Genomic DNA, 22,611 nt, shown 5'->3' on the forward strand with positions numbered 1-22,611 from the left:
TAACAACGACCTCCACTACTATTATACCGGAGGTCGTTTATCTAGTTTATGAAATTAATTTCTGAAAACGATATTTTCTTCATGCGTTTGTCGTGTTGGGCTGATTTTTTTGGTTCAAATGCTTTAAGATGTGCTATAATAAAAATGATTGAAAATTTTACAGGAGAACTATATGTCAGATAAAATCCGCGTACGTTACGCACCAAGTCCAACAGGGCTTCTCCACATCGGAAATGCCCGCACAGCCCTATTTAACTACCTCTATGCTCGTCACCATGGTGGTACTTTCCTTATCCGTATCGAGGATACTGACCGTAAACGTCACGTTGAGGACGGTGAGCGTTCTCAGCTTGAAAACTTGCGTTGGTTGGGAATGGACTGGGACGAAAGCCCAGAAACACATGACAACTACCGTCAGTCAGAGCGCTTGGAACTTTATCAAAAATACATCGACCAACTCTTGGCTGAAGGCAAAGCCTACAAGTCATACGTAACGGAAGATGAGTTGGCAGCAGAGCGTGAACGCCAAGAAGCAGCTGGTGAAACACCACGCTATATCAACGAGTTCCTTGGTATGTCAGAAGAAGAAAAAGCAGCCTATATCGCAGAACGTGAAGCAGCTGGTATTATTCCAACTGTTCGTCTTGCCGTTAATGAGTCTGGTATCTACAAGTGGACTGATATGGTTAAGGGCGATATCGAGTTTGAGGGTGGCAACATCGGTGGTGATTGGGTTATCCAGAAGAAAGATGGCTACCCAACTTACAACTTTGCCGTTGTTGTTGACGACCATGACATGCAAATCTCACACGTTATCCGTGGAGATGACCACATTGCCAACACGCCTAAACAACTCATGGTTTATGAGGCACTCGGTTGGGAAGCACCACAATTTGGTCACATGACGCTTATCATCAATTCTGAAACGGGTAAAAAATTGTCAAAACGTGACACGAATACCCTTCAATTTATCGAAGATTACCGTAAAAAAGGCTACCTTCCAGAAGCTGTCTTTAACTTCATTGCCCTTCTTGGTTGGAACCCAGGTGGCGAAGATGAAATCTTCTCTCGCGACGAGTTGATTAAACTCTTTGATGAAAATCGTCTCAGCAAATCACCAGCGGCCTTTGACCAGAAGAAACTCGACTGGATGAGCAATGAATACCTTAAAAACGCTGACTTTGAGACTGTTTTTGAACTTTGCAAACCTTTCTTGGAAGAAGTAGGGCGTTTGACAGATAAGGCTGAAAAATTGGTTGAACTTTACAAACCACAATTGAAATCAGCTGACGAAATCGTCTCTTTGACAGACCTCTTCTTCTCAGATTTCCCAGAATTAACAGAGGCTGAAAAAGAAGTCATGGCAGGTGAAACGGTACCAACAGTCCTAGAAGCCTTCAAAGCTAAACTTGAAGCTCTTTCAGATGAGGAATTTGTGACGGAAAACATCTTCCCACAAATTAAGGCTGTCCAAAAAGAAACGGGCATCAAAGGGAAGAACCTCTTTATGCCAATCCGTATCGCTGTTTCAGGCGAAATGCACGGACCAGAGTTGCCAGATACCATCTTCCTTTTAGGACGTGAGAAATCAATTCAACATATTGATAATATGTTGGCAACAATTAAATAATGATAACCGAGGGGCTGCCTGGCAGCTCCTCTCGTTATTTTGGAGAAAAGAAAAGAATGTTTCCTGGATTATTGCTGATTACTTTAATGGCTAAGTCTCTTATTGAGTGGCGAATTTTTCAGCAACTTACTAAGATTCGTCAGCCATTTATTTTCTATTGTTTACTTGTTGTTGTGGAAAGTTTCTTTCCTTATTTAATGTTATTAGAGCCTGTAATGATGTATTGGATGTGTCGAAGACAATACAGACTTCCCAGGTTTGACCGTTTGTTTTATAGTTTTTTCTCACTATGTTTTACGGATCTTAGTTCACGTTTTATCTTGTTTTTGGTCATCCCTTCTGTGTTTGAGACAAGTCATCCCCATGAGCTATTTTTGTTAATATCTTACGTTGTCTCTTACCCTTTGTATTTATTGATTCATGAGTTTATGTCTTTGGATCTGGAAGCGATTTGGATTATGGATAAAGGCCATACTAGTATATTTCTTACGTTGAGGTGTTTGTTAGGAAGTATGATGGTTTATTATTTTCTTATCTATGCCCTGCATTCTCCCTATTTTGGAGTCTTTGTCATGCACCATGAAAGTCAATTGAAAATGGTCGTGCTATTTTACTTTTTGATTTTTCTAGCTTTATTGAGCTACTTAAATCGAATGAGCAAAACTCATGTAGAGAAAGAAGCGACAGCATCAAATGACCAAATGCTTACTGATATGGAATCCTACAATCGTCATATTGAACACTTGTATTGCCAGTTAGACCACTTTAAGCGTAGTGCGGAAAAAGAGTTGCGACAACTAAAAGAGAGAATTGATGAAGGAAATCTCTCAGAGATACGACAGGTTTATGGGGATATGGTTAGCCCTTCGGTGACAGGTTCGAGGTTGACTTCTGATGACTTACCTTGTCTTTCTAGGCTTGATGTATCACCTGTTAAAAGCTTAGTTTTTTCTAAAGTGATAGAAGCAAGGCGAAAAGGGATAGTGGTTAAGGTTGAAGTAACAGATGACATTAAAGAATTTCATATGGAGTTGTTAGACCTTGTCCTTTGTCTGTCCATTTTGTTGGATAATGCGATAGAAGCGGCTGTGGAATCGACCTATCCAAGCTTACATATTGCTATAATGGCAGATCGAACGACTCAGATCATTGTTGTTGAAAATACGATGGCTGTTCAAAAGCAGTCGATTACTACTATTTTTCAGAGAGATTTTTCATCGAAGGGGCAAGGCAGAGGTTTGGGACTTGCCAAACTATCAGATACCCTAGCAAAGTATTCTAATATCAGCTTACGCACGAAATGTGAAGAATATAGGTTTACGCAGATTATCTATCTGGAAAAAAATGAAGCTGAAAAGTAATAATATAAACTGTATAGTTTCATAAAGTGTTTATTTATGTTATAATAACCTAAGATTTTAATTTTTTAGAATTTATAAAGGAAGAGACATATGGAATTGGAAAGGCTGTTGACAGAGATAGCGATATGGAAGAGCTATGATTTAGTGCAAATACGGCTGACTCACTTATTTGTTTATTTAGTGATGATGATCAATAGCACTATCGTTGTTAATATCTATTCTTTGGCGACTAAAGGGAAGAGAGCCCCTGTAAAGGTCGTTTTAGCTAGCTATTTATTTGTTTATTTATACGTAGTAACTTTAGGGCGCTTAGGATTAATCTCAAATTTTCGAGAAATCCTCCTTTTGTTGTTGCTTAGTTTTATTGATGAAAGACGATTACGGTGGGTTGATAGACTGTATTATGCTGTTTACCCAGTGATGATATCGGATTTAATTTCAAGATTTGCTGCATTTTATATTATTCAGCCTATCTTCGTCATTGATACAGCAACCTTAAATAACAATGCTGCTTATCTCTTATCTTCCTATTTGTTAATTATTCCAATATATGTCATTATCCATAGAATTTTGGATCTCCCTTATGGCTCTTTCTCGAGATTAATTGTCCAAATGGATATTAGTCTAAAAAAACGGTGGTGTTTTTGGGTAGGAATGCTGTCGTATATTGTTTTGATTTATTTTTTCCAGTATGCTAATCTTATTTTCCAACTTCCTTGGGATATCCAAGTGAATGTTAGGAAAGCCTTGGTTTTATTTTATACGGCTATCCTACTAATTATATTATCAATAATGAATCGGCGTTCTAAGAAACGACTTGAGCAAAAAGCCTCTCAAAACTATTATCGTTATCTTCAAAACTTAGAAGGTTATAATCATCATATCGAAGAACTTTATGTTGAAATTGATCAGTTTAAACAAAGTTATGAAGCGAGCATCACTGGTCTCAAAGATGATATAGACAGTGGAGATTTAAATCGTATTAAGCATAGTTATGAAGAAGTTGTTGGTAAAGATGAACGTTACTTTAACAATAGCCAGCAGTTTGAACTAACACGTTTAGTCAATATTGAATCATCTGCCGTCAAAAGTCTCTTATCTGCGAAATTGATTGAGATGCAAAATTTAGGTATTACATTTTATCTGGAATTGCCTGATTATATCTCTCGTATTGCCTTTCCGGAATTAGATTTCCTTATTATCTTATCTGTTTTTTGCGATAATGCCATTGAGGAGACAAAACACATAGAAGGTGGCTATATTCGTATTGCCTTCTTCTTAGACGGAGATAGTCAGGTGTTGGTTGTTGAAAATACGACACGCGAAGAGCAGGTTGATATCAGAAAAATTTTCCAAAGAGGTTATTCTAGTAAATCTGACGGTAGAGGAATCGGACTTGCTAATGTTAGAGATATTTTAGAGAATTATCCAGCGACTAGCCTATCAACAAAATCAGTTAATCATCGTTTGACACAAACCTTGGTAATCCGAGAGTAATTATGATTATACTTGTTATCAGGTGATGGACCCCATTTTTGTGGGCCTTTTATCAACTGTAGTGGGATAACCTATCATTAGCACCTAGAGAGAGTCAGTTTGATTCTCTCTTTTTTATCTCTTTTACGTTTTTAGGAGACAAGCTAAAACGGTCTATCCCTAGACCGTTTTACTATTAAAAGCGATGAGAATGCATTTTTTAAAGTTTTCAAAATTCCTAAAGCCAAAAGCATTGCACTTAATAGCTTTGATGAGATTATTTGTAGCTTCCAGCTTGGCGTTGAAATGAGGTATTTCATTGCATTGATAATCTTGTCCTTGTCCTTGTCTTTGAGAAAGGTTGAAAACAGAGTCTAGAAGATAGGATTAACTTACTTGATAGTATCTGAAATGATACCGAAGAAGTGTTCCACTTTCCTAGATGACTGGATTGAACAGTATCAAAATTAACATTTATAGCTTTAATGACTAGGATAAGAACTGAAAAGTAGCATTTATGTTTTTAATTGAATGATGTTATTGAATTTATTAGTAGATTCACTATTTAAATGGTGTGTTATCGTAACATAAGTGATCTCAGGGGTGTCTAATAAAAAGTTTTCAATTAAAGCAGAATTATCCTTGTCTAGATTCGCGGTAGCCTCATCCATCATAATAAAGTTTCGATTTTTTAGAAGAGCTCTTGCAATACCGATGCGTTGTTTCTGACCTTCAGAAAGTAAATCGGGAGAAACAATGTCATCTAAACGAGAAAGTAACTCTGAAAGATTTACTTTTTCTAAAATATTTTCAATACTTTGATTGGTAATATTGGTATCCCAAAGACGAAGATTATTTCTGAGGGTGTCATTGAAAATATGTGTATGATTACCTATATAAGAAATCTTTGAAATGAGACTACTTTCATTGATGTCTTTTAATTCGCTAGTATTATATTTGATTAATCCAGAGTAACCTTTATTATTGCCTAAAAGGATATTAATCAGAGTTGATTTGCCGCTACCTGATTCCCCAACAATAGCATATTTTTTACCTTTCTCAAAAGTGAGATTTAAATCATTAAATACTTTATGATCTCCAAAAGCGTAATTTAAATCTTGGATATCAATAGCATGAATTTCTTCTAAAAAGTTGACGCCATCAGGAAGAAATTCTGTTTCAAACTTATTGAAGAGTGGCTTCACAGAAGAAATGGCGACTCGCAATTGATTGAATGTTGTTAATGAGTTGAAAATATTTCCAGAAATCTGACCTACAGAAGAGATTGTTCCTAGTGAAATTTCTCCTGCTGCAATAAGAAATCCGGTTAAAAGTAGAATTGACATTTGACCAACAATTGAAAACAATGCCATGATAATTTTAATTAGGGTTGTTTTTTTGGTAAACTCAATTTTTTGAGAGATAAATGTTTGAATAATTGTTTTGATTTGTTTTGTTAGAGAAAACTTACTATCAGCGTAGTAGAGATCTTTGTAACCAGTTAGGTAATCACTAAGTCCCGAAATTAAATTCTCGTTAGCCGTTGAAAAATTTCCCATTAATTTCTCCATCTTACCCGCAAATGGTCGTGGCAAGTATGTTAGGAGTAGAGTTAGAACGAGTGTTAAGGCAACAATTCTGTAATCGTAACTCAGTAGAGCTATGATGGAGAAAAGAGTCGTAAATATAGTTGTTAATAAACTATAAAAACTTTCAAAGCCACTATCTTCAATCATTTTAATATCATTATTTAAAATGGAAAGATGATCTCCGATATCTTTTGACTGAAAATCAGAGAAAGTTGCTTTGGTGATATTTGAAACATACCGTTCTCGTATAGAAAGAGACATAATTTGAATTAATTTTGTTTGATGAATCTCAATAATGTAGGTAAAGAACATATAAAGAAGATATAAACTTATTTCAATAAATAGCCACATTAAAAATCCGTTAAAATTTTTATTTGCTAATTCATTTGTCATTAGGGCAAGAGTGACAGATGCCCCTACAATACTTGCAGAATTAAGAGCAAGAAGAATGATATGAAGCAAGTTTTTATATTTGAATTGAAAAATATATTTTTTCATAGTTGATATCCTTTTTGTTTGATTAAAGTTAATAAATGATCGATAAAATAGTATTGTCCTAGCATGCCATTAGCATAGCTAACATTGTGATAAAAAGTGGTATTTTCAAGAGTAATTATTGACATTCTTATTCCTTTCAAAAAAAACTGTAATTACGAGGAAGATTTTCCTTTTGTAATTACAGTTTACTATACAAAGTATCTAAGAAATTTTATTTGTCATATAATGGAATTTAGTAAATTTTCATAGTATGATTCTCTTGCTAGAAAAAGATTCTCAGCACCTAAATTTTTAAGTGACTCCAGAGCCATCTCTATTTTTCTCTTCCCAATTTCTATTTTCCCTACTTTAATCCAATAAGCTCCTTTTACGATATTGTATTCAAGTCTCTCATATAGAAATATTTCAGGAATCTCTATTTCTGATAGTAAGTCAATATATATTTTGGAGTAATCGAGGTCATTTCTATCTAAAAATTCAGATATGGTATTTATCAATATAGAAATTCGAATTCTTTTGTTTGAATCATTGTTGCCAAATAAGGTAGTTTTATAAACGATTTCTTTCGTCAAAATCTTAAGTGTTTCTGTTGGTATTGCAGCCATACTATTTCCAAATATGATTAATTCGCGTTTACCCCATTGTTTAATATCAAAAAGATAGTCTGAAATTTGTCTAACTTTTTCTTTGTCAATTGTATTACCCGTAAGATTGACTAAAAATGATTCAATCATTATTGAATTATAAAGAAAAGTTTTTTTCCCCGTTTTATTGTATCTCTCTACTTCTGTTGAGAGGTATTTTTGTAAAGCTAATATATTATTTTGATAAAAAGCTTTACTAACAGATTCTAATAGTTCTTCAGTATTTGTAGGATTCTCTTTAGATACTAAACCATAAAATTCTTCGATGCTAACATCGAGATTTTCTAATAATGAAAAGAAACGGAATAGGGAAATTTCAGATTCTCCTCTTTCGAATTTTGAAAGAAAAGAAACAGATAGGTAATCTCCTGCGACATCTTTTAAAGAAAGCTTCTTAGATAGTCGTATTTTTTTTAACAAATTTCCCATATCTACCGTATCAATCATATATAGTTTCCCCTCATCAGAATGTATTTAGAATTATTATAACACTATTTCTGATGAACTGAAAAGACACTATTATCATAACATTTTGAACTAGTTTTCTTTTTTAGGACAGTACAAATTTATAGCTACACCTCGTATCGGTTACATTCCTGTTCGGGAATTTATTGAGTTTTTGAGTATTCATATGTTATTCTCCCTTAATTGATGTATTGATGGCATTTAAAATAAATCGTTTAATATATCCTTCGAATCCATAATCCTGAAGATCATATTCTAATTCTTCTTGTACTTTTTTACCAGTTACATTTTGTTTGTTTTTGGGAATGACATCTCCGTTTTCGTCATACCATTTCCCGTTTTTAACTATTCTAGCAAGCATAACTTGTCCTCCTTTGATTTATTTTATAAGGTTATTTTAAACCTACAATTGATTAACTTTTAAAAAGTTTCTTATTTTGGAAAGTGTGAAAAACGTTAATTGAGAAATCTTAACTAAATGACATAGAAAAAAAGAACTTATTTTTACATTTGGAAAAAATTAGTGCAAAAGTAGTTTAACGTTCCACTTTATGAAACTTGGAACTAAATATTATATTTTTCGTATATGACAACATATTAGATAACAGTTTTATGAAAAAAAATCAAGAAGCCTCACCTAAATCGTTATAGGGGATTTGGGGATGTAGTATCTCCTTCTAATTCCAGATAAAATCTGTTCCGCCTTCAAAAAATGATTCCTTCATAAATCTAAAAAGCAATAAAATCAAGGAATAACCAACTTTTTCATTTTAGCTAATATCACCTGTTATCAAAGTCATAACTGATATTATCTAAACTTTGCTACTCTTTCTTCAATCATACTATAATCATCTAGCAAAGATGTAATACACAAGCATACCAAATCCTCTGAAGGAATTACAGTCCTAAAGGGGCTTTTTGATTTTTACTTGGTGTTTGGGCTAGTCTGGGCGTTTATTCTTGCTAACTAACCACTTGCAAATGTAGTAAAAAAATTGTTCACAAAAGATATTAAACCTCGCTTTGAACGTTACCTTATTTTTTAGTCTAGTTTCTAGTTCTTTACTACACCTATAATTAATAATTTACTATGAGATTTATCAGGGTAAACCTAACTTACCTCAGCTTATGATACTTACTGCCTCTTTGTAAGAAAGAGGTCTTTTATTGTATATTTGTATATAAAAGTGGGAATTATCTATTTTATTTCATTTACATATAGGAAAATAACGATAAACTATCAAAAAAATGTTTTAAATATGTTAAAATAATAATACAAATCAAAGTTTTTAGTCTAAAGGAGGAGAAGTTGGGAGAAATAAGTGCAATCGTTTTAACAGTTTTGGCGACGATTCTGATGACATGGTATACTTATGCGGATGCGAGTCAACAGAAATTGCCATTAGGGCAGGTAGCTATCATAGCCATCATTGAATTGATCGTTTCCTCTATTGTACCTAGAGGGCGTTTAGTAATTATTCCTTTCGTTTTGTTAATTTATGACTATTACCATTTTCCGACTCGTCATTTAAGGGAACATTTTTTTATCTCTTTTTTACCTCCTGTTTTGGTTGATTTGATTTATCGTGTTTTTGCTTTTTTTATTTTACCAACCTTGATACCACTTCCAGTCGAAGTAGTTGATAATAACGACTGGTTGCAATTGTTAGCCTTGGTCCTTTATCTGCCAAGTTATTTACTATTGAAACGTTTATTTAGTCTCGATTATCACGCTATTTTAGAGTTTGAAGGTGAGCAAACAGAGAGATTATTGAAGTTAATTGATGGTATTTTTGTTGTTTATGGCGCTGTTGCTTATTTTCTATTTATTTGGAGAGCTTATAGTAATACCTTGTTGACAGTCAATGTTGACTATATTTTCAAAATAGTGACGGCAATGTCTTTTGTTGTTTTACTTTATATCCTGTCATACCTTAATCGTTATTCAAAGCAGCTAATAAAATCTAGAATTAAAGAGGAGCAGGTAAGACATTTACAGAATTTAGAAACACATAGTAAGCAAATTGAGAACCTTTATCAAAACATCCGTTCATTTAAACATGATTATGAAAATATTTTGATCAGCCTAAGAGGAAGTATTGATAGCGGGGATATTGGTTTAATTAAGCATGTTTATGAAGATGTTTTAGAAAAGTCTATTCAAGAATTGAATCAAGACGATGCAACCATTGCAGAACTTGTAACGCTGAAATCCTCTGAGATTAAAAGTTTATTATCTTCTAAAGTATTGGAAATGCAAGAGAAGAACATCGAAGTTTCGCTTCATTTTCCAGATACTATTGAAGAAATTTATTTAGAGCCATTGGATATGATTATGGTTGTGACTGCTCTCTTGGACAATGCGATAGAAGCAGCTTTATTAGCAGAAAATCCAGCTATTTGGATATCTTATTATCAAAGAAAAACGAAGCAGTATTTAACGATTGAGAACCAAATGAAAGAAAACTCTTTCAATAATAAGGGAATCTTTGATGAACACTTCTCAACTCGTTCGAGAGATAGAGGATATGGGCTTTACACCGTAAAGAAGATTTTAGAAAATTATCCTAGTACCCATTTATTGACAGTGAGTCGCTGTCATCATTTCAAGCAAGTGTTGGAGATGAATAAGAGGTATTACGGAAACACGTAAGGAGAGGGACAATGAATATATTTATACTTGAGGATAATATCTATCAGCAAGAAAGAATTGTAACAACCGTTAAAGAGATTCTGGAAGAAGAGCAGGTAAACTATAGACGTCTCGAGGTTTACAGCAAACCTCAAAGTTTATTGGATGCTGTGACGGAGAGAGGGAATCATAATCTTTTTTTGCTAGATATTGATATTAAAGGAGAGGAAAAAAGAGGCTTAGAGGTAGCATCAGAGATTCGTCAGTCGGATCAAAGTGCTATTATTATTTTTGTGACAACACACTCAGAGTTTGCTCCAATCAGTTTTAAATACAAGGCATCTGCTTTAGACTTTATCGATAAAGCCTTGGATCAGGAAGAGTTTAAAAAACAAATTAAGGATAATATTCTTTATACTTTAGACTTGACCGATAGTCAGAGTGAAGAAGAGGTGTTTACGTATAGTTCGGCTAAGGCGCGTGTCCAATTACCATTTCGTGATATTCTTTATTTTGAGACGGCGACAACGGCTCATAAGATTGCACTGAGAACAAAGACAGAACGTTTGGAGTTTTATGCTAAAATGTCAGAAATTGCAAATATGAGCTCTAAACTATTTCAGTGCCATCGCTCTTATTTGATTAATCTTGATAACGTTGTACGGGTAGATCGTTCACAATTGATGGTTTACTTCGAAAACGGAGAATCTTGTATTGTCTCGCGTCTCAAGATGAAATCTTTATTGAATCAGTTAGAAAATAACATTTGAGGACAAAAAAACAACATCTCAGGATATAGTTGTTAACATTTTGAGAAATAAGTCTATAATAGATTTTGTAGATATGAGAATTTCTCTCCATTGTTAACTGCTTACTGACTACCATCTCTCTCTCTTCCGAAGTAGTTAGAAGAAGAGCGGTTAATATTAAATAATAAAGATATCAAACGACGCATTTTGAATCTCTCATATCTCTTACTACTTATTCTTTTATCTCCTCTCTCCAAATCCAGAGATAAAAGCCTGAAGGACTGAAACAATTGTTTCAGTCCTTTTTTTGTATTTTTTATGTAATTATTCTGATCAATACGTCTATATATTGAATAAAATTCAAAAAAATATAAAAATAACAAAAAAATATCCAAAAAGGGTTGACATATGAATAATTATTCAATATAATAAGTCTTGTAAGGTTGATTAATACAAATCAACACAAAAATATAAGAAAAGAGAAAATAAATATGTCAAAAGAAAAAGTAATTTTAGCTTACTCAGGTGGTTTGGATACGTCTGTTGCCATTACATGGCTTAAAAAAGATTATGATGTTGTTGCAGTTTGTATGGACGTCGGTGAAGGAAAAGATCTTGACTTCATTCATGACAAAGCTTTGACAGTTGGTGCGATTGAGTCATACGTTCTTGATGTTAAGGACGAGTTTGCAGAAGAGTACGTTCTTCCAGCCCTTCAAGCTCATGCCTACTACGAGCAAAAATACCCATTGGTATCTGCCCTTAGCCGTCCTATCATTTCTAAAAAATTGGTTGAAATTGCCCACAAAACAGGTGCAACAACAATTGCTCACGGTTGTACTGGTAAAGGAAATGACCAAGTTCGTTTTGAAGTGGCTATCGCAGCCCTTGATCCTAGCCTCAAAGTGGTAGCTCCAGTTCGTGAGTGGAAATGGTCTCGTGAAGAAGAAATTGAATACGCTAAAGCAAATGGTGTTCCAGTTCCAGCTGATCTTGACAATCCTTACTCAGTTGACCAAAACCTTTGGGGACGTGCCAATGAGTGTGGTGTTCTTGAAAATCCTTGGAACCAAGCGCCAGAAGAAGCATTTGGTATCACAACATCACCAGAAGAAGCACCAGACCAACCTGAATTTGTTGATATTGAGTTTAAAGCAGGAAAACCTGTATCAATCAATGGTGAGGAGCTAAAACTGGCTGACCTTATCCAAAAATTAAATGTCATTGCTGGTAAGCATGGTGTGGGACGTATCGATCACGTTGAAAACAGACTTGTGGGTATTAAATCACGTGAAATTTACGAGTGTCCAGGTGCTATTACGCTCTTGACCGCTCACAAAGAAATCGAAGATTTGACATTGGTGCGTGAAGTGTCTCACTTCAAACCAATTCTCGAAAATGAATTGTCAAACTTGATTTACAATGCCCTATGGTTCAGCCCAGCGACAGAGGCAATCATCGCTTACATCAAAGAAACACAAAAAGTTGTTAATGGTACTGCCAAAGTAAAACTTTACAAAGGTCATGCCCAAGTAGTTGCTCGTAAATCACCAAACTCACTATACGATGAGAACTTGGCGACATACACATCAGCTGATAGCTTTGACCAAGATGCAGCAGTCGGCTTTATCAAACTTTGGGGACTTCCAACGCAGGTTAATTCACAAGTTAACCATAAATAATACGCTTCGAAAATCAAAATGATCCGTTGTCAACTTGCCTTGATGAACTCAAGTTCTATCGTCGACTTCCTTTCCTAGGCTACTTTTGATTTTCATTGAGTATCAGACTAACAGAGAAAAGAGTGCCGAGCAGTTTGCTTGTCAGATAAAAGTAGACAGAGAGCTACATCTGATACTCTTTTCTTATAACTTATATCCATTCGTAAAGGTGTTCAGAGAGGCACCTCGAGCTTAAATAATAAGGTTCAGCGAGGCCTATTTAAGAAAAACAAGCCCAGTGAGGCAAACAACAAGTCTGAGGTAGCTCCTTGGGCTTGTCTTTATTAAAAGTAAGAAAAGAGAACGTGTTATGGCTAAAGAAAATCATAAATTATGGGGCGGTCGTTTTGAAGCTGGTCTGGAAAAGTGGGTAGAGGAGTTTGGTGCTTCTATCTCATTTGACCAGAAAATGGCGGAATTTGACCTCAAGGGATCTATTGCTCATGTGACCATGCTTGGAGCAACAGGTATCATCTCTCAAGATGAAGCAGACCAAATCAAATCTGGACTTGAGGAGCTTTTGGAAGAATACCACGCTGGTCAAATCGTATTTGATGTTTCAAATGAAGATATCCATATGAATATGGAAAGTTTGTTAACTGAGAAAATTGGAGCAGTAGCTGGTAAACTACATACCGCTCGTTCACGTAATGATCAGGTAGCGACAGATATGCACCTTTACCTTAAGGCTAAGTTGGAGGAAGTGATTGCTAAATTGGCCAATCTTCGTTCAACCTTGGTGACCTTGGCTGACAAGCATACTTATACCATCATGCCTGGTTATACACACCTGCAACATGCGCAGCCGATTTCTTTTGGACATCATCTCATGGCTTATTACAATATGTTTACACGTGATAGTGAGCGTTTTGAATTTAATATCAAACATGCAGATATGTCTCCACTTGGAGCAGCGGCGCTAGCTGGAACGACTTTCCCGATTGATCGTCAGTTGACGTCTGACTTGATGGGATTTGCTAAGCCTTACAGTAATTCTCTTGATGCCGTATCTGATCGTGACTTCATTTTGGAATTTTTGAGCAATAGTGCGATGCTGATGATGCACATGAGTCGTATTTGTGAAGAAATCATCAACTGGTGCTCAAATGAGTTTAAATTTGTGACACTTTCAGACACTTTCTCTACTGGTTCTTCTATCATGCCACAGAAGAAAAACCCAGACATGGCAGAGCTTATTCGTGGTAAGTCAGGGCGTGTCTATGGTAATCTCTTTGGCTTGTTAACAGTGATGAAATCTCTTCCTTTGGCTTATAATAAGGACCTTCAAGAGGATAAAGAAGGTATGTTTGATACAGCTGAGACCATTACGGTAGCTATTGATATTTTAGCAGGTATGCTTAATACCATGACCGTTAATGACCAGCACATGGCAGAGTCAACCGAAAAAGACTTCTCAAATGCAACAGAGTTGGCAGATTACTTGGCAGCTAAAGGTTTGCCTTTCCGTCAAGCTCACGAGATTGTTGGGAAATTGGTGCTTGACTGTACGAAAAAAGGCATCTACCTTCAAGATGTGCCGCTTTCAGACTATCAAGCTATTTCCGATTTGATTGAAGAGGATATTTATGTCACTCTCCAATCTAAGACAGCTGTTGAACGTAGAAATTCGCTTGGCGGAACAGGATTCGACCAGGTCAAATGGCAGATTGAAGAAGCCAAAAAAGAACTATAAGATTAAAGAAGTCTCATCCTGATAAGTAGGGTTGAGGCTTTTTTTAATTTTATGGTATAATAGGAACAATATAGATAGTTGGAGTCGTATTTTGAAGAAAACATACCGCGTCAAGCGAGACAAGGACTTTCAAGCGATTTTTAATTCAGGAAGAAGTAGCGCTAATCGTCGCTTTGTCGTATATAGTTTAAAATCAGGTCAGCCTCATTACCGCTTAGGCTTATCCGTAAGTAAAAAGTTGGGTAACGCTGTCATGCGTAATAAAATCAAGCGTCGTTTAAGACACCTCATCAAAGGGATGGAGGGTCAGCTTGTGACAGAGGATTTTGTCATTATTGCTCGAAAAGGTGTTGAAAAACTTACCTATCAGGAGATGGAGTCTAATCTCCTCCATGTGTTAAAACTCGCAAAAGTGTATCAGGAAGGTTCAGAAAGTGAAAAAGAAAATTAAGTTATCAGCTGTAGCAGCGGCATCCTTGCTGCTTTTGACAGCCTGTGGAACAAGTCAAGTGACAGAACAGTCAACAGGAGCTTGGGAGCAGATTTTGCTTCTCTTTGCGAATGCGATTAAGTTTTTGAGTGTTGGAGGCTCAACGGCAGTTGGAATTATTCTCTTTACACTGATTATTCGTGTTATCATGACACCTCTTTATAATATGCAGTTGAAATCAAGTCGTGAGTTACAAGACTTACAGCCTGAACTGCGAGCACTTCAACTTAAGTATCCTGGAAAGGATACGGAAAGCCGTTTGAAGTTGACAGAAGAAAGTCAAGCGCTTTATAAGGAGCATGGCGTTAATCCATACGCATCCTTTATTCCTTTGCTTATCCAGTTGCCAATCATGATGGCACTCTATCAAGCCTTGGTACGAGTACCTTTCCTTCAAACAGGTTCTTTTCTCTGGGTGACTCTGGCAGATAAAGATCCTTATTACATTTTGCCGATTTTAGCAGCTGTTTTCACCTTCTTATCGACTTGGTTGACAAATAAGGCAGCACGTGAGAAAAACGCTATGATGACTGCTATGACAGTGATTACGCCACTGATGATTCTACTGATTGGTTCGACAATCGCTAGTGGTGTTGCCATCTATTGGACGGTATCAAATGCTTATCAAGTAGCGCAAATCATGGTCTTTAATAACCCATTTAAGATTATCGCAGAGCGTCAAGCTCTTGAAAATGAAGAAAAAGAGCGTCAAGCTAAAATCAGACGTGCAAAGAAAAAAGCACAGAAGAAAAAATAAGGAGATAGTGCTATGGTAGTGTTTACAGGAAGAACCGTAGAAGAAGCTATTGAAACAGGTCTAACTGAACTCGGGTTATCACGATTGAAAGCTCATATCAAAGTGATTTCTCGTGAGAAAAAAGGATTTTTGGGATTTGGAAAAAAGCCAGCTCAAGTTGATATCGAAGGTCTGGTTGAAGAGTCCTTTGAGCAGGAAACAATCTCTCTTGTAGAGGAGTTGCCAGAGCAAAAAGTTACAGCTGTTGAAACTCCAGTTTCTGAAGTAGAAGAAGTTGAGCCTGAGATAAGAGAGTCAATGCTTTCTAGTGACGATCTTGTTGCTGAAATCGAAGATTTTAAGCAAGAACCAGTGGCTGAGGGTGATGACTTTGACACATTTGTTGCAACCAACTTTTCGCAACCACAAGTAGTTTCTCAAGCTTCTAAAGGGATTGAGGAAGCCAGTCAAGAAGTTACGGCCTATGTTGAAAAAATCATCTATGAAATGGATGTGGAGGCTACAATCGAGACGGAGCACACCAATCGTCAGATTAGCCTTCAAATTGAGACACCTGATGCGGGTCGTGTGATCGGTTACCATGGTAAGGTGCTCAAATCTCTACAACTCTTAGCTCAAAACTTTTTACATGATCGCTATTCACGTCACTTTTCTGTGACAATTAATGTTCACGATTATGTAGAGCATCGCACAGAGACATTGATTGACTACACACAAAAGATTGCTGCGCGTGTGGGTGAAACGGGAAATGACTTTGTAATGGATTCTATGAGCAATAACGAACGTAAAATTGTTCATAAAACCATTTCTAAAATAGCGGGTGTTCGAAGCTATTCTGAAGGTAATGACCCTAACCGTTATGTAGTAGTTACTCTTGATAAATAAAATGATAGGAGACTGGGACAAGAGTCCTAAGTCTTTTTATTTTTCTAGTTAGATTTTGCAAGACGCAGTGGTTGAGTGGGCTCTACTTTGCGGAGGTGAGACGACAAAATCGAATTACTTTGGAATTACGATTATTGTCTCACTCTCCTTTTTTTGACCACTTAGGTCATCATTTGTACCGCTTAGCGAAGGATAGCTCACAAATGACTAGTAGTTTGTTATAGTAGATATAAGAAACGGAGGATATACATGAAGTGGCAGTTTATTGAAGACCAGTCGTCTTTGGAACTTGATATTCTGTTGAAAAAACAATCTCAGGATGAGGAAGTCTTGAAATTGATTGGACTTTTAGAGCAGTTCAATGGGCAGAAGCAGCATCTTATCGCTGTTAAGGTAGAAGATGGCATTCAATTTGTAGCCTTAGATGACTTAATAGCTGTTGATGTAGAGGCGGGGCATCTGATTTTGACCAGTCGTAAAGGCACATTTGTGACCAGGGAGAGGTTGTATCAGTTTAAAGAAAAGTATCTTTCTGATCATTTTGTACAGGTTTCCAAACAAACCATTATCAATGTGACTTATCTGGAAAGAATGGAAGCTTCATTTTCGGGGAATATGACTGCCTTTCTGACAGATGGTTATCAGACAAGTGTCAGTCGTCGTTACTTAAAATTATTGGAAAAAACATTGGGAATTTAAAAGGAGAAAACACATGAAAATCATTAAATCTTTTATTATTGGCGTGGGTATTGGGCAGCTTTTCTATCTGATTTCTATTTTTCTTGCAGGTGTCCAAACGCAGACGCTTGCTAATATGGCATCAGTAGCTTTGTTGAGTGGGCTGATGGGGATAGCCAGTCTCGTTTATGACTGGAGACAGCTATCTCTTCTTCGTCAAAGTCTCTTTCATTATGTGCTGATTTTAGCCCTAGCCATGATCATGAATCTTTATAATCACTGGCTTCCCTTGTCTTATTTCTCATTATTTATTTTGGAATTTTCTATTATCTACCTCATCATTTGGTCTCTTCTTTATATGAAAACACGCTGGACAATTACTAAAATTAATCAAACGCTAGTAGAAAATCGAAAAAAGGATTGACAAGTTTGTCTCTTTTTTATAAAATAGTATGGTATGTTTAGTAACTGATCAAATACTAGCCGGCTAAACGAATACGAAAATCTTATAGGAGGTATTCACTGTGAAACGTACTTATCAACCAAGTAAAATCCGTCGTCAACGTAAACACGGATTCCGTCACCGTATGTCAACTAAAAACGGTCGTCGCGTGCTTGCAGCTCGTCGCCGTAAAGGACGTAAAGTATTGTCAGCTTAATGATAATCATCAACCAGCAGTGCTCGAGACTGCTGGTTTTTTGTTGCCCTTGATATAGCTATCTTATTTTTAGGAGGAAATCCACCGACTCCTTAGAATAATACTTGTCTTTTTGTTATAATGGGAATATGATGAACATTTTTGATACACACACACATTTGAATGTGGAAAACTTTGCTGGACGTGAGGCAGAGGAGATTGATTTTGCGCGTGAGATGGGCGTGACTAAGATGAATATCGTTGGCTTTGACGAGGATACCATTAAGCAGTCGCTTGCCTTGTCACGTCAGTATGACCAGCTTTATTCGACTATTGGTTGGCATCCGACCGAGGCTGGGTCTTACACGCAGGAAGTGGAGGACATGATTGTTAGCCAACTGTCTAATCCTAAGGTCGTCGCTTTGGGTGAGATTGGCTTGGATTATCACTGGATGGAGGATCCAAAGGAAGTTCAGATTGGGGTCTTTAAGCGTCAGATAGAGCTGTCAAAAGAGCACAACCTTCCTTTTGTGGTGCATACGCGCGATGCTCTGGAGGACACTTATCAGGTGATTAAGGAGGTAGGTGTCGGTCCTCGTGGCGGTATCATGCACTCCTTCTCTGGGACTCTGGCAGAGGCTCAGCAGTTTGTGGACTTGGGCATGATGATTTCTTTTTCAGGAGTGGTCACCTTCAAGAAAGCGACTGGCCTGCAGGAAGCAGCCCAGCATTTGCCTCTAGACAAGATACTGGTCGAGACAGATGCCCCTTACCTTGCCCCTGTCCCTAAGCGTGGCAAGGAGAATCGCACTGCCTACACCCGCTATGTCGTTGAAAAAATCGCAGAGCTGCGAGGCATTCCTGTGGAGGAAGTGGCTGACGCGACTTATCAGAATGCTATGAAAGTGTTTGGACTAAAAGACTAGAATAATGTCATTTATAGAGAAAGGATTAGAACACGAGCTAAAAAGCTAGTGAAAAAGATAAATCGTTCGAGAAGCAGAAGCATCTTGACAGATTTCCTATTTTCATACGCTTTTCTTGACGCTCTTTGTATCATGAAAATTAAAATTCAAGAAGTCCTTGTTGTTGAGGGAAAGGACGATACGGCAAACTTGCAACGTTTCTACGATGTGGACACCTATGAGACCAAGGGCTCTGCCATTGACGATGATGATTTGGAGCGTATTGAGCGTCTGCATGATCTTCGTGGCGTGATTGTTTTTACTGACCCAGACTATAATGGGGAGCGGATTCGTAAGATTATTATGAACGCCATTCCGACGGTTCGCCATGCTTTTCTCAATCGTGACGAGGCAAAGCCAGGCTCAAAGACCAAGGGTCGCTCTCTGGGTGTCGAGCATGCTAGTTTTGAGGATTTGCAGAAGGCATTGTCAAAAGTGACCCAGCATTTTGATGACGAAGAGGACTTTGACATCACCCAAGCAGACCTCATTCGCTGGGGGTTGCTGACAGCCAGCGATAGTCGTAAGCGCCGTGAGTATCTAGGGCAGAAGCTCCGCATTGGCTATTCCAACGGCAAACAACTCCTCAAACGCCTCAGACTTTTTGGGATAAGTAAGGCAGATGTTGCGGAAGTGATGGAGGGGTATGGGAATGAGTAAAAAGGAATTAAAACACAGACAAAAAGATTATTTAAAAAAATTAGATAAATTAGTTGATTCGTCACATAATCAAACAAATATAGACCAACTGTTAGAGATTTCAAAGAAAGCAAGTAATATTTATGAAAGTCATTCAGGTAATGCTGAAATAGCTCATCAGTATGCTATGGTTTTGGCGAATTTATCAGTGGTACAAACAGATTTAGAATCACGTCAGTCCACAGTAGACTTAGTCAAATCCATTTATGAAAGTCATTCAGATAATGCCGAAATAGCCCTTTATTATGCTGGGGTTTTGGTGAATTTATCAGCAGAACAAACGGATTTAAAATCACGTCAGTCCACAGTAGACCTAGTTGAATCCATTTATAAAAGTTATCCAGATAATGCCGAAATAGCTCGTCAGTATGCTATGGTTTTGGCGAATTTATCAGTGGTACAAATGGATTTAGAATCACGTCAGTCCACAGTAGACCTAGTTGAATCCATTTATAAAAGTTATCCAGATAATGCCGAAATAGCTCGTCAGTATGCTATGGTTTTGGCGAATTTATCAGTGGTACAAACAGATTTAGAATCACGTCAGTCTACAGTAGATTTAGTCAAATCCGTTTATGAAAGTCATTCAGATAATGCCGAAATAGCCCTTTATTATGCTGGGGTTTTGGTGAATTTATCAGCAGAACAAACGGATTTAGAATCACGTCAGTCCACAGTAGACCTAGTTAAAGCTATTTATGAAAGTTATTCAGATAATGCTGAAATAGCTCATCAGTATGCTATGGTTTTGGTGAATTTATCAGCAGTACAAATGGATTTAGAATCACGTCAGTCCACAGTAGACCTAGTTGAATCCATTTATAAAAGTTATTCAGATAATGCTGAAATAGCTCATCAGTATGCTATGGTTTTGGTGAATTTATCAGCAGTACAAATGGATTTAGAATCACGTCAGTCCACAGTAGACCTAGTTGAATCCATTTATAAAAGTTATCCAGATAATGCCGAAATAGCTCGTCAGTATGCTATGGTTTTGGCGAATTTATCAGGGGTACAAACAGATTTAGAATCACGTCAGTCTACAGTAGATTTAGTCAAATCCGTTTATGAAAGTCATTCAGATAATGCCGAAATAGCCCTTTATTATGCTGGGGTTTTGGTGAATTTATCAGCAGTACAAACGGATTTAGAATCAAGTCAGTCTACAGTAGATTTAGTCAAATCCGTTTATGAAAGTCATTCAGATAATGCCGAAATAGCCCTTTATTATGCTATGGTTTTGGCGAATTTATCAGCAGTACAAATGGATTTAGAATCATGTCAGTCCACAGTAGACCTAGTTGAATCCATTTATAAAAGTTATCCAGATAATGCCGAAATAGCTCGTCAGTATGCTATGGTTTTGGCGAATTTATCAGTGGTACAAACAGATTTAGAATCACGTCAGTCTACAGTAGATTTAGTCAAATCCGTTTATGAAAGTCATTCAGATAATGCCGAAATAGCCCTTTATTATGCTGGGGTTTTGGTGAATTTATCAGCAGTACAAACGGATTTAGAATCACGTCAGTCCACAGTAGACCTAGTTGAATCCATTTATAAAAGTTATCCAGATAATGCCGAAATAGCTCATCAGTATGCTATAGTTTTGAGAAACTTGTCAGTATCACAAACTGAAGAAGATGATATTGAAAAAACAAAAAGAGAATTAGAAGCTATCTATTCTAAGTATGGTATTGAAGAAATTGCTGTACAATATGCGGTAGTTTTAAGACGTTTTTGTGAAGTTACAAAAAGTGATAAAGAGAAAAGTAAGTTAATTGATTTACTTACTACTTTTTCAAATAACTCTATTTTAGATATACTTTTTGAAGTAGCAAGGGAAAATTTTCCAATCGAAGAAGAGGAACATAAGGTCAAACTCAAAGGAAACATTGAGAGGATTTTAGACAAGAGCTTTTTCTCAGAGGATTCGAGTGATTCTGGAGAATTATCTGAGTTGGAGATAAAAATTTTAGAGTTTGATTTTATTTCTCAGACAAAATACCGTATTTTAAAGGAAGCGAAAGGAAAAGTAACTTCTGAGAACTTTAAAAAATTAGTTGAAATCTATAAAAAAGTTCAGAAGATCAAATACGAACTTGCCTTTAAAGGTTTTAAGACAGAAGGAGCTGAGTTCGGGCATTACACTTCAGGAAAGGTTTTGCAAATACTGTTGAAACAAGACACTAATGAAGGTTATAAAATTTCAGGTAAGACTCGACTCAATAATGCCAACTATATGAATGATCCAGAGGAAGGGATTGTTTTGGAGAAGATACTTGGGGTAGCAGAGAGAGACCCTTTGGAACCTAGTTCTTGGTTTTTGATGAGTTTTACGAAGCAAATAGATGATTTAGCAATGTGGTCTCAATATGGATGTGATGCTGAGGGTGTTTGCATTGTTTTACGAGAAGATGATTTTTCACTAATGAAATCAAAGGAGGATCTTAACTGGAGTATATCTGAAAAGGCTATTTCTACTGATGTGGTCTCCTCTGAAAGCCGATCTAAGCGGGAAAGGAACGTGTTACAGCAGACCACTACTGTATCAAATCAAGAGGTTAATAAAGATTATCTGTATAGGATTGCTTATGTAAATTATTCAACAAGTAAACTCAATATACGCGATAATGCACTATTTGAAAAAGAGGAAATTGATCGCTTGAATACTTTATTAGGAGACCTACAGAAGCTAGTAGCAGATAAATCAGGTGATAGCATCTATAATACTGTAGTATCTGAATGTATAGAGGAAATACGTTATTTGTTTAAGTCTATGGACTACAAGTATGAAGAAGAGTTGCGTATTTTAAAATATGCTCGTTTAGAATCTGAAAGTAAATCTATAAAAGTAGATAATGGAACAGGTATTGGAAAGCTTTATTTAGAGCGAGACGAAGTGGTTAAAATTAAGAAAATTATATTTGGACCTAAATTTCAAAATCCGGAGTATATAACACCTTTGATAAAATTATTGGATAAAGATATTAAGTTTAAAAAATCAGAGAAAAGATTTAGATAAGTTTTTCCTAGAAAGA

Annotated in this window: 19 protein-coding genes and 1 pseudogene; 16 read left to right on the forward strand and 4 right to left on the reverse strand. The window is 36.4% G+C overall.

The features are described from left to right. Positions 1 to 172: 172 nt before the first annotated feature. From gltX to JOC31_RS00015, 3 genes are all read left to right on the forward strand, one after another. Entirely contained in the window at positions 173 to 1,630 is a 1,458-nt protein-coding gene (gene gltX / locus JOC31_RS00005) for a glutamate--tRNA ligase (protein WP_205016173.1), read from the forward strand. A gap of 56 nt (positions 1,631 to 1,686) precedes the next feature. Then, positions 1,687 to 2,991 carry a GHKL domain-containing protein gene (locus JOC31_RS00010; RefSeq protein WP_205016174.1) on the forward strand — a complete coding sequence of 435 codons (1,305 nt, stop codon included), beginning with the start codon at positions 1,687 to 1,689 and terminating at the stop codon, positions 2,989 to 2,991. 90 nt (positions 2,992 to 3,081) lie between these two features. Beyond that, positions 3,082 to 4,488: a GHKL domain-containing protein gene (locus JOC31_RS00015; protein ID WP_205016175.1), complete on the forward strand. Its 1,407-nt coding sequence runs from the start codon at positions 3,082 to 3,084 to the stop codon at positions 4,486 to 4,488. A 159-nt stretch (positions 4,489 to 4,647) separates the two neighbouring features. On the opposite strand, the pseudogene JOC31_RS00020 reads toward JOC31_RS00015, so the two are convergent. The 4 genes and pseudogenes from JOC31_RS00020 to JOC31_RS00035 form a co-directional block, all read right to left on the reverse strand. Next, positions 4,648 to 4,898, reverse strand: a pseudogene (locus JOC31_RS00020) (transposase); the annotation flags it as partial. Positions 4,899 to 4,982: 84 nt separating this feature from the next. Next, positions 4,983 to 6,554, reverse strand: coding sequence for an ATP-binding cassette domain-containing protein (locus tag JOC31_RS00025; protein ID WP_205016176.1), 1,572 nt, complete (start codon positions 6,552 to 6,554; stop codon positions 4,983 to 4,985). 218 nt (positions 6,555 to 6,772) lie between these two features. After that, the gene (locus JOC31_RS00030; RefSeq protein WP_205016177.1) at positions 6,773 to 7,645 is read right to left on the reverse strand and encodes a helix-turn-helix domain-containing protein; all 873 of its coding nucleotides are present in this window, start codon (positions 7,643 to 7,645) and stop codon (positions 6,773 to 6,775) included. Positions 7,646 to 7,832: 187 nt separating this feature from the next. Then, positions 7,833 to 8,024, reverse strand: coding sequence for a hypothetical protein (locus JOC31_RS00035; RefSeq protein WP_205016178.1), 192 nt, complete (start codon positions 8,022 to 8,024; stop codon positions 7,833 to 7,835). Between the two features lie 948 nt (positions 8,025 to 8,972). Here JOC31_RS00035 and JOC31_RS00040 point away from each other — a divergent pair. From JOC31_RS00040 to JOC31_RS09805, 13 genes are all read left to right on the forward strand, one after another. Then, on the forward strand, positions 8,973 to 10,316 hold the full coding sequence (locus JOC31_RS00040) for a sensor histidine kinase (protein WP_205016179.1): 1,344 nt from the start codon (positions 8,973 to 8,975) through the stop codon (positions 10,314 to 10,316). A gap of 11 nt (positions 10,317 to 10,327) precedes the next feature. Further along, positions 10,328 to 11,065, forward strand: coding sequence for a response regulator transcription factor (locus tag JOC31_RS00045; protein ID WP_205016180.1), 738 nt, complete (start codon positions 10,328 to 10,330; stop codon positions 11,063 to 11,065). Between the two features lie 470 nt (positions 11,066 to 11,535). Then, entirely contained in the window at positions 11,536 to 12,726 is a 1,191-nt protein-coding gene (locus JOC31_RS00050) for an argininosuccinate synthase (RefSeq protein WP_205016181.1), read from the forward strand. Positions 12,727 to 13,075: 349 nt separating this feature from the next. Then, entirely contained in the window at positions 13,076 to 14,458 is a 1,383-nt protein-coding gene (argH, locus tag JOC31_RS00055; RefSeq protein ID WP_205016182.1) for an argininosuccinate lyase, read from the forward strand. A gap of 91 nt (positions 14,459 to 14,549) precedes the next feature. After that, on the forward strand, positions 14,550 to 14,909 hold the full coding sequence (gene rnpA, locus JOC31_RS00060; RefSeq protein WP_205016183.1) for a ribonuclease P protein component: 360 nt from the start codon (positions 14,550 to 14,552) through the stop codon (positions 14,907 to 14,909). Then, the gene (locus tag JOC31_RS00065) at positions 14,893 to 15,705 is read left to right on the forward strand and encodes a membrane protein insertase YidC (RefSeq protein ID WP_205016184.1); all 813 of its coding nucleotides are present in this window, start codon (positions 14,893 to 14,895) and stop codon (positions 15,703 to 15,705) included. The genes rnpA and JOC31_RS00065 overlap by 17 nt, the downstream gene beginning before the upstream one ends. A gap of 12 nt (positions 15,706 to 15,717) precedes the next feature. Then, complete coding sequence (gene jag, locus JOC31_RS00070) at positions 15,718 to 16,590, forward strand: RNA-binding cell elongation regulator Jag/EloR (RefSeq protein ID WP_205016185.1); 873 nt, start codon at positions 15,718 to 15,720, stop codon at positions 16,588 to 16,590. Positions 16,591 to 16,839: 249 nt separating this feature from the next. Next, positions 16,840 to 17,289 carry a LytTR family DNA-binding domain-containing protein gene (locus JOC31_RS00075; protein WP_205016186.1) on the forward strand — a complete coding sequence of 150 codons (450 nt, stop codon included), beginning with the start codon at positions 16,840 to 16,842 and terminating at the stop codon, positions 17,287 to 17,289. Positions 17,290 to 17,302: 13 nt separating this feature from the next. Then, positions 17,303 to 17,692, forward strand: a complete 390-nt coding sequence (locus JOC31_RS00080; protein WP_205016187.1) for a DUF3021 domain-containing protein — start codon at positions 17,303 to 17,305, stop codon at positions 17,690 to 17,692. Between the two features lie 100 nt (positions 17,693 to 17,792). Further along, positions 17,793 to 17,927, forward strand: a complete 135-nt coding sequence (gene rpmH / locus JOC31_RS00085) for a 50S ribosomal protein L34 (protein WP_002885866.1) — start codon at positions 17,793 to 17,795, stop codon at positions 17,925 to 17,927. A gap of 128 nt (positions 17,928 to 18,055) precedes the next feature. After that, positions 18,056 to 18,832 carry a TatD family hydrolase gene (locus JOC31_RS00090; protein WP_205016188.1) on the forward strand — a complete coding sequence of 259 codons (777 nt, stop codon included), beginning with the start codon at positions 18,056 to 18,058 and terminating at the stop codon, positions 18,830 to 18,832. A gap of 129 nt (positions 18,833 to 18,961) precedes the next feature. Beyond that, positions 18,962 to 19,531 carry a ribonuclease M5 gene (gene rnmV / locus JOC31_RS00095; RefSeq protein ID WP_205016252.1) on the forward strand — a complete coding sequence of 190 codons (570 nt, stop codon included), beginning with the start codon at positions 18,962 to 18,964 and terminating at the stop codon, positions 19,529 to 19,531. After that, positions 19,524 to 22,595 (forward strand): DUF2971 domain-containing protein, encoded by a 3,072-nt coding sequence (locus JOC31_RS09805; RefSeq protein WP_239551602.1) that lies wholly within the window; start codon positions 19,524 to 19,526, stop codon positions 22,593 to 22,595. The genes rnmV and JOC31_RS09805 overlap by 8 nt, the downstream gene beginning before the upstream one ends. The last annotated feature ends 16 nt before the right edge of the window (positions 22,596 to 22,611 follow it).

The sequence above is a fragment of the Streptococcus saliviloxodontae genome, from assembly GCF_016908655.1.
Taxonomy (GTDB): domain Bacteria; phylum Bacillota; class Bacilli; order Lactobacillales; family Streptococcaceae; genus Streptococcus; species Streptococcus saliviloxodontae.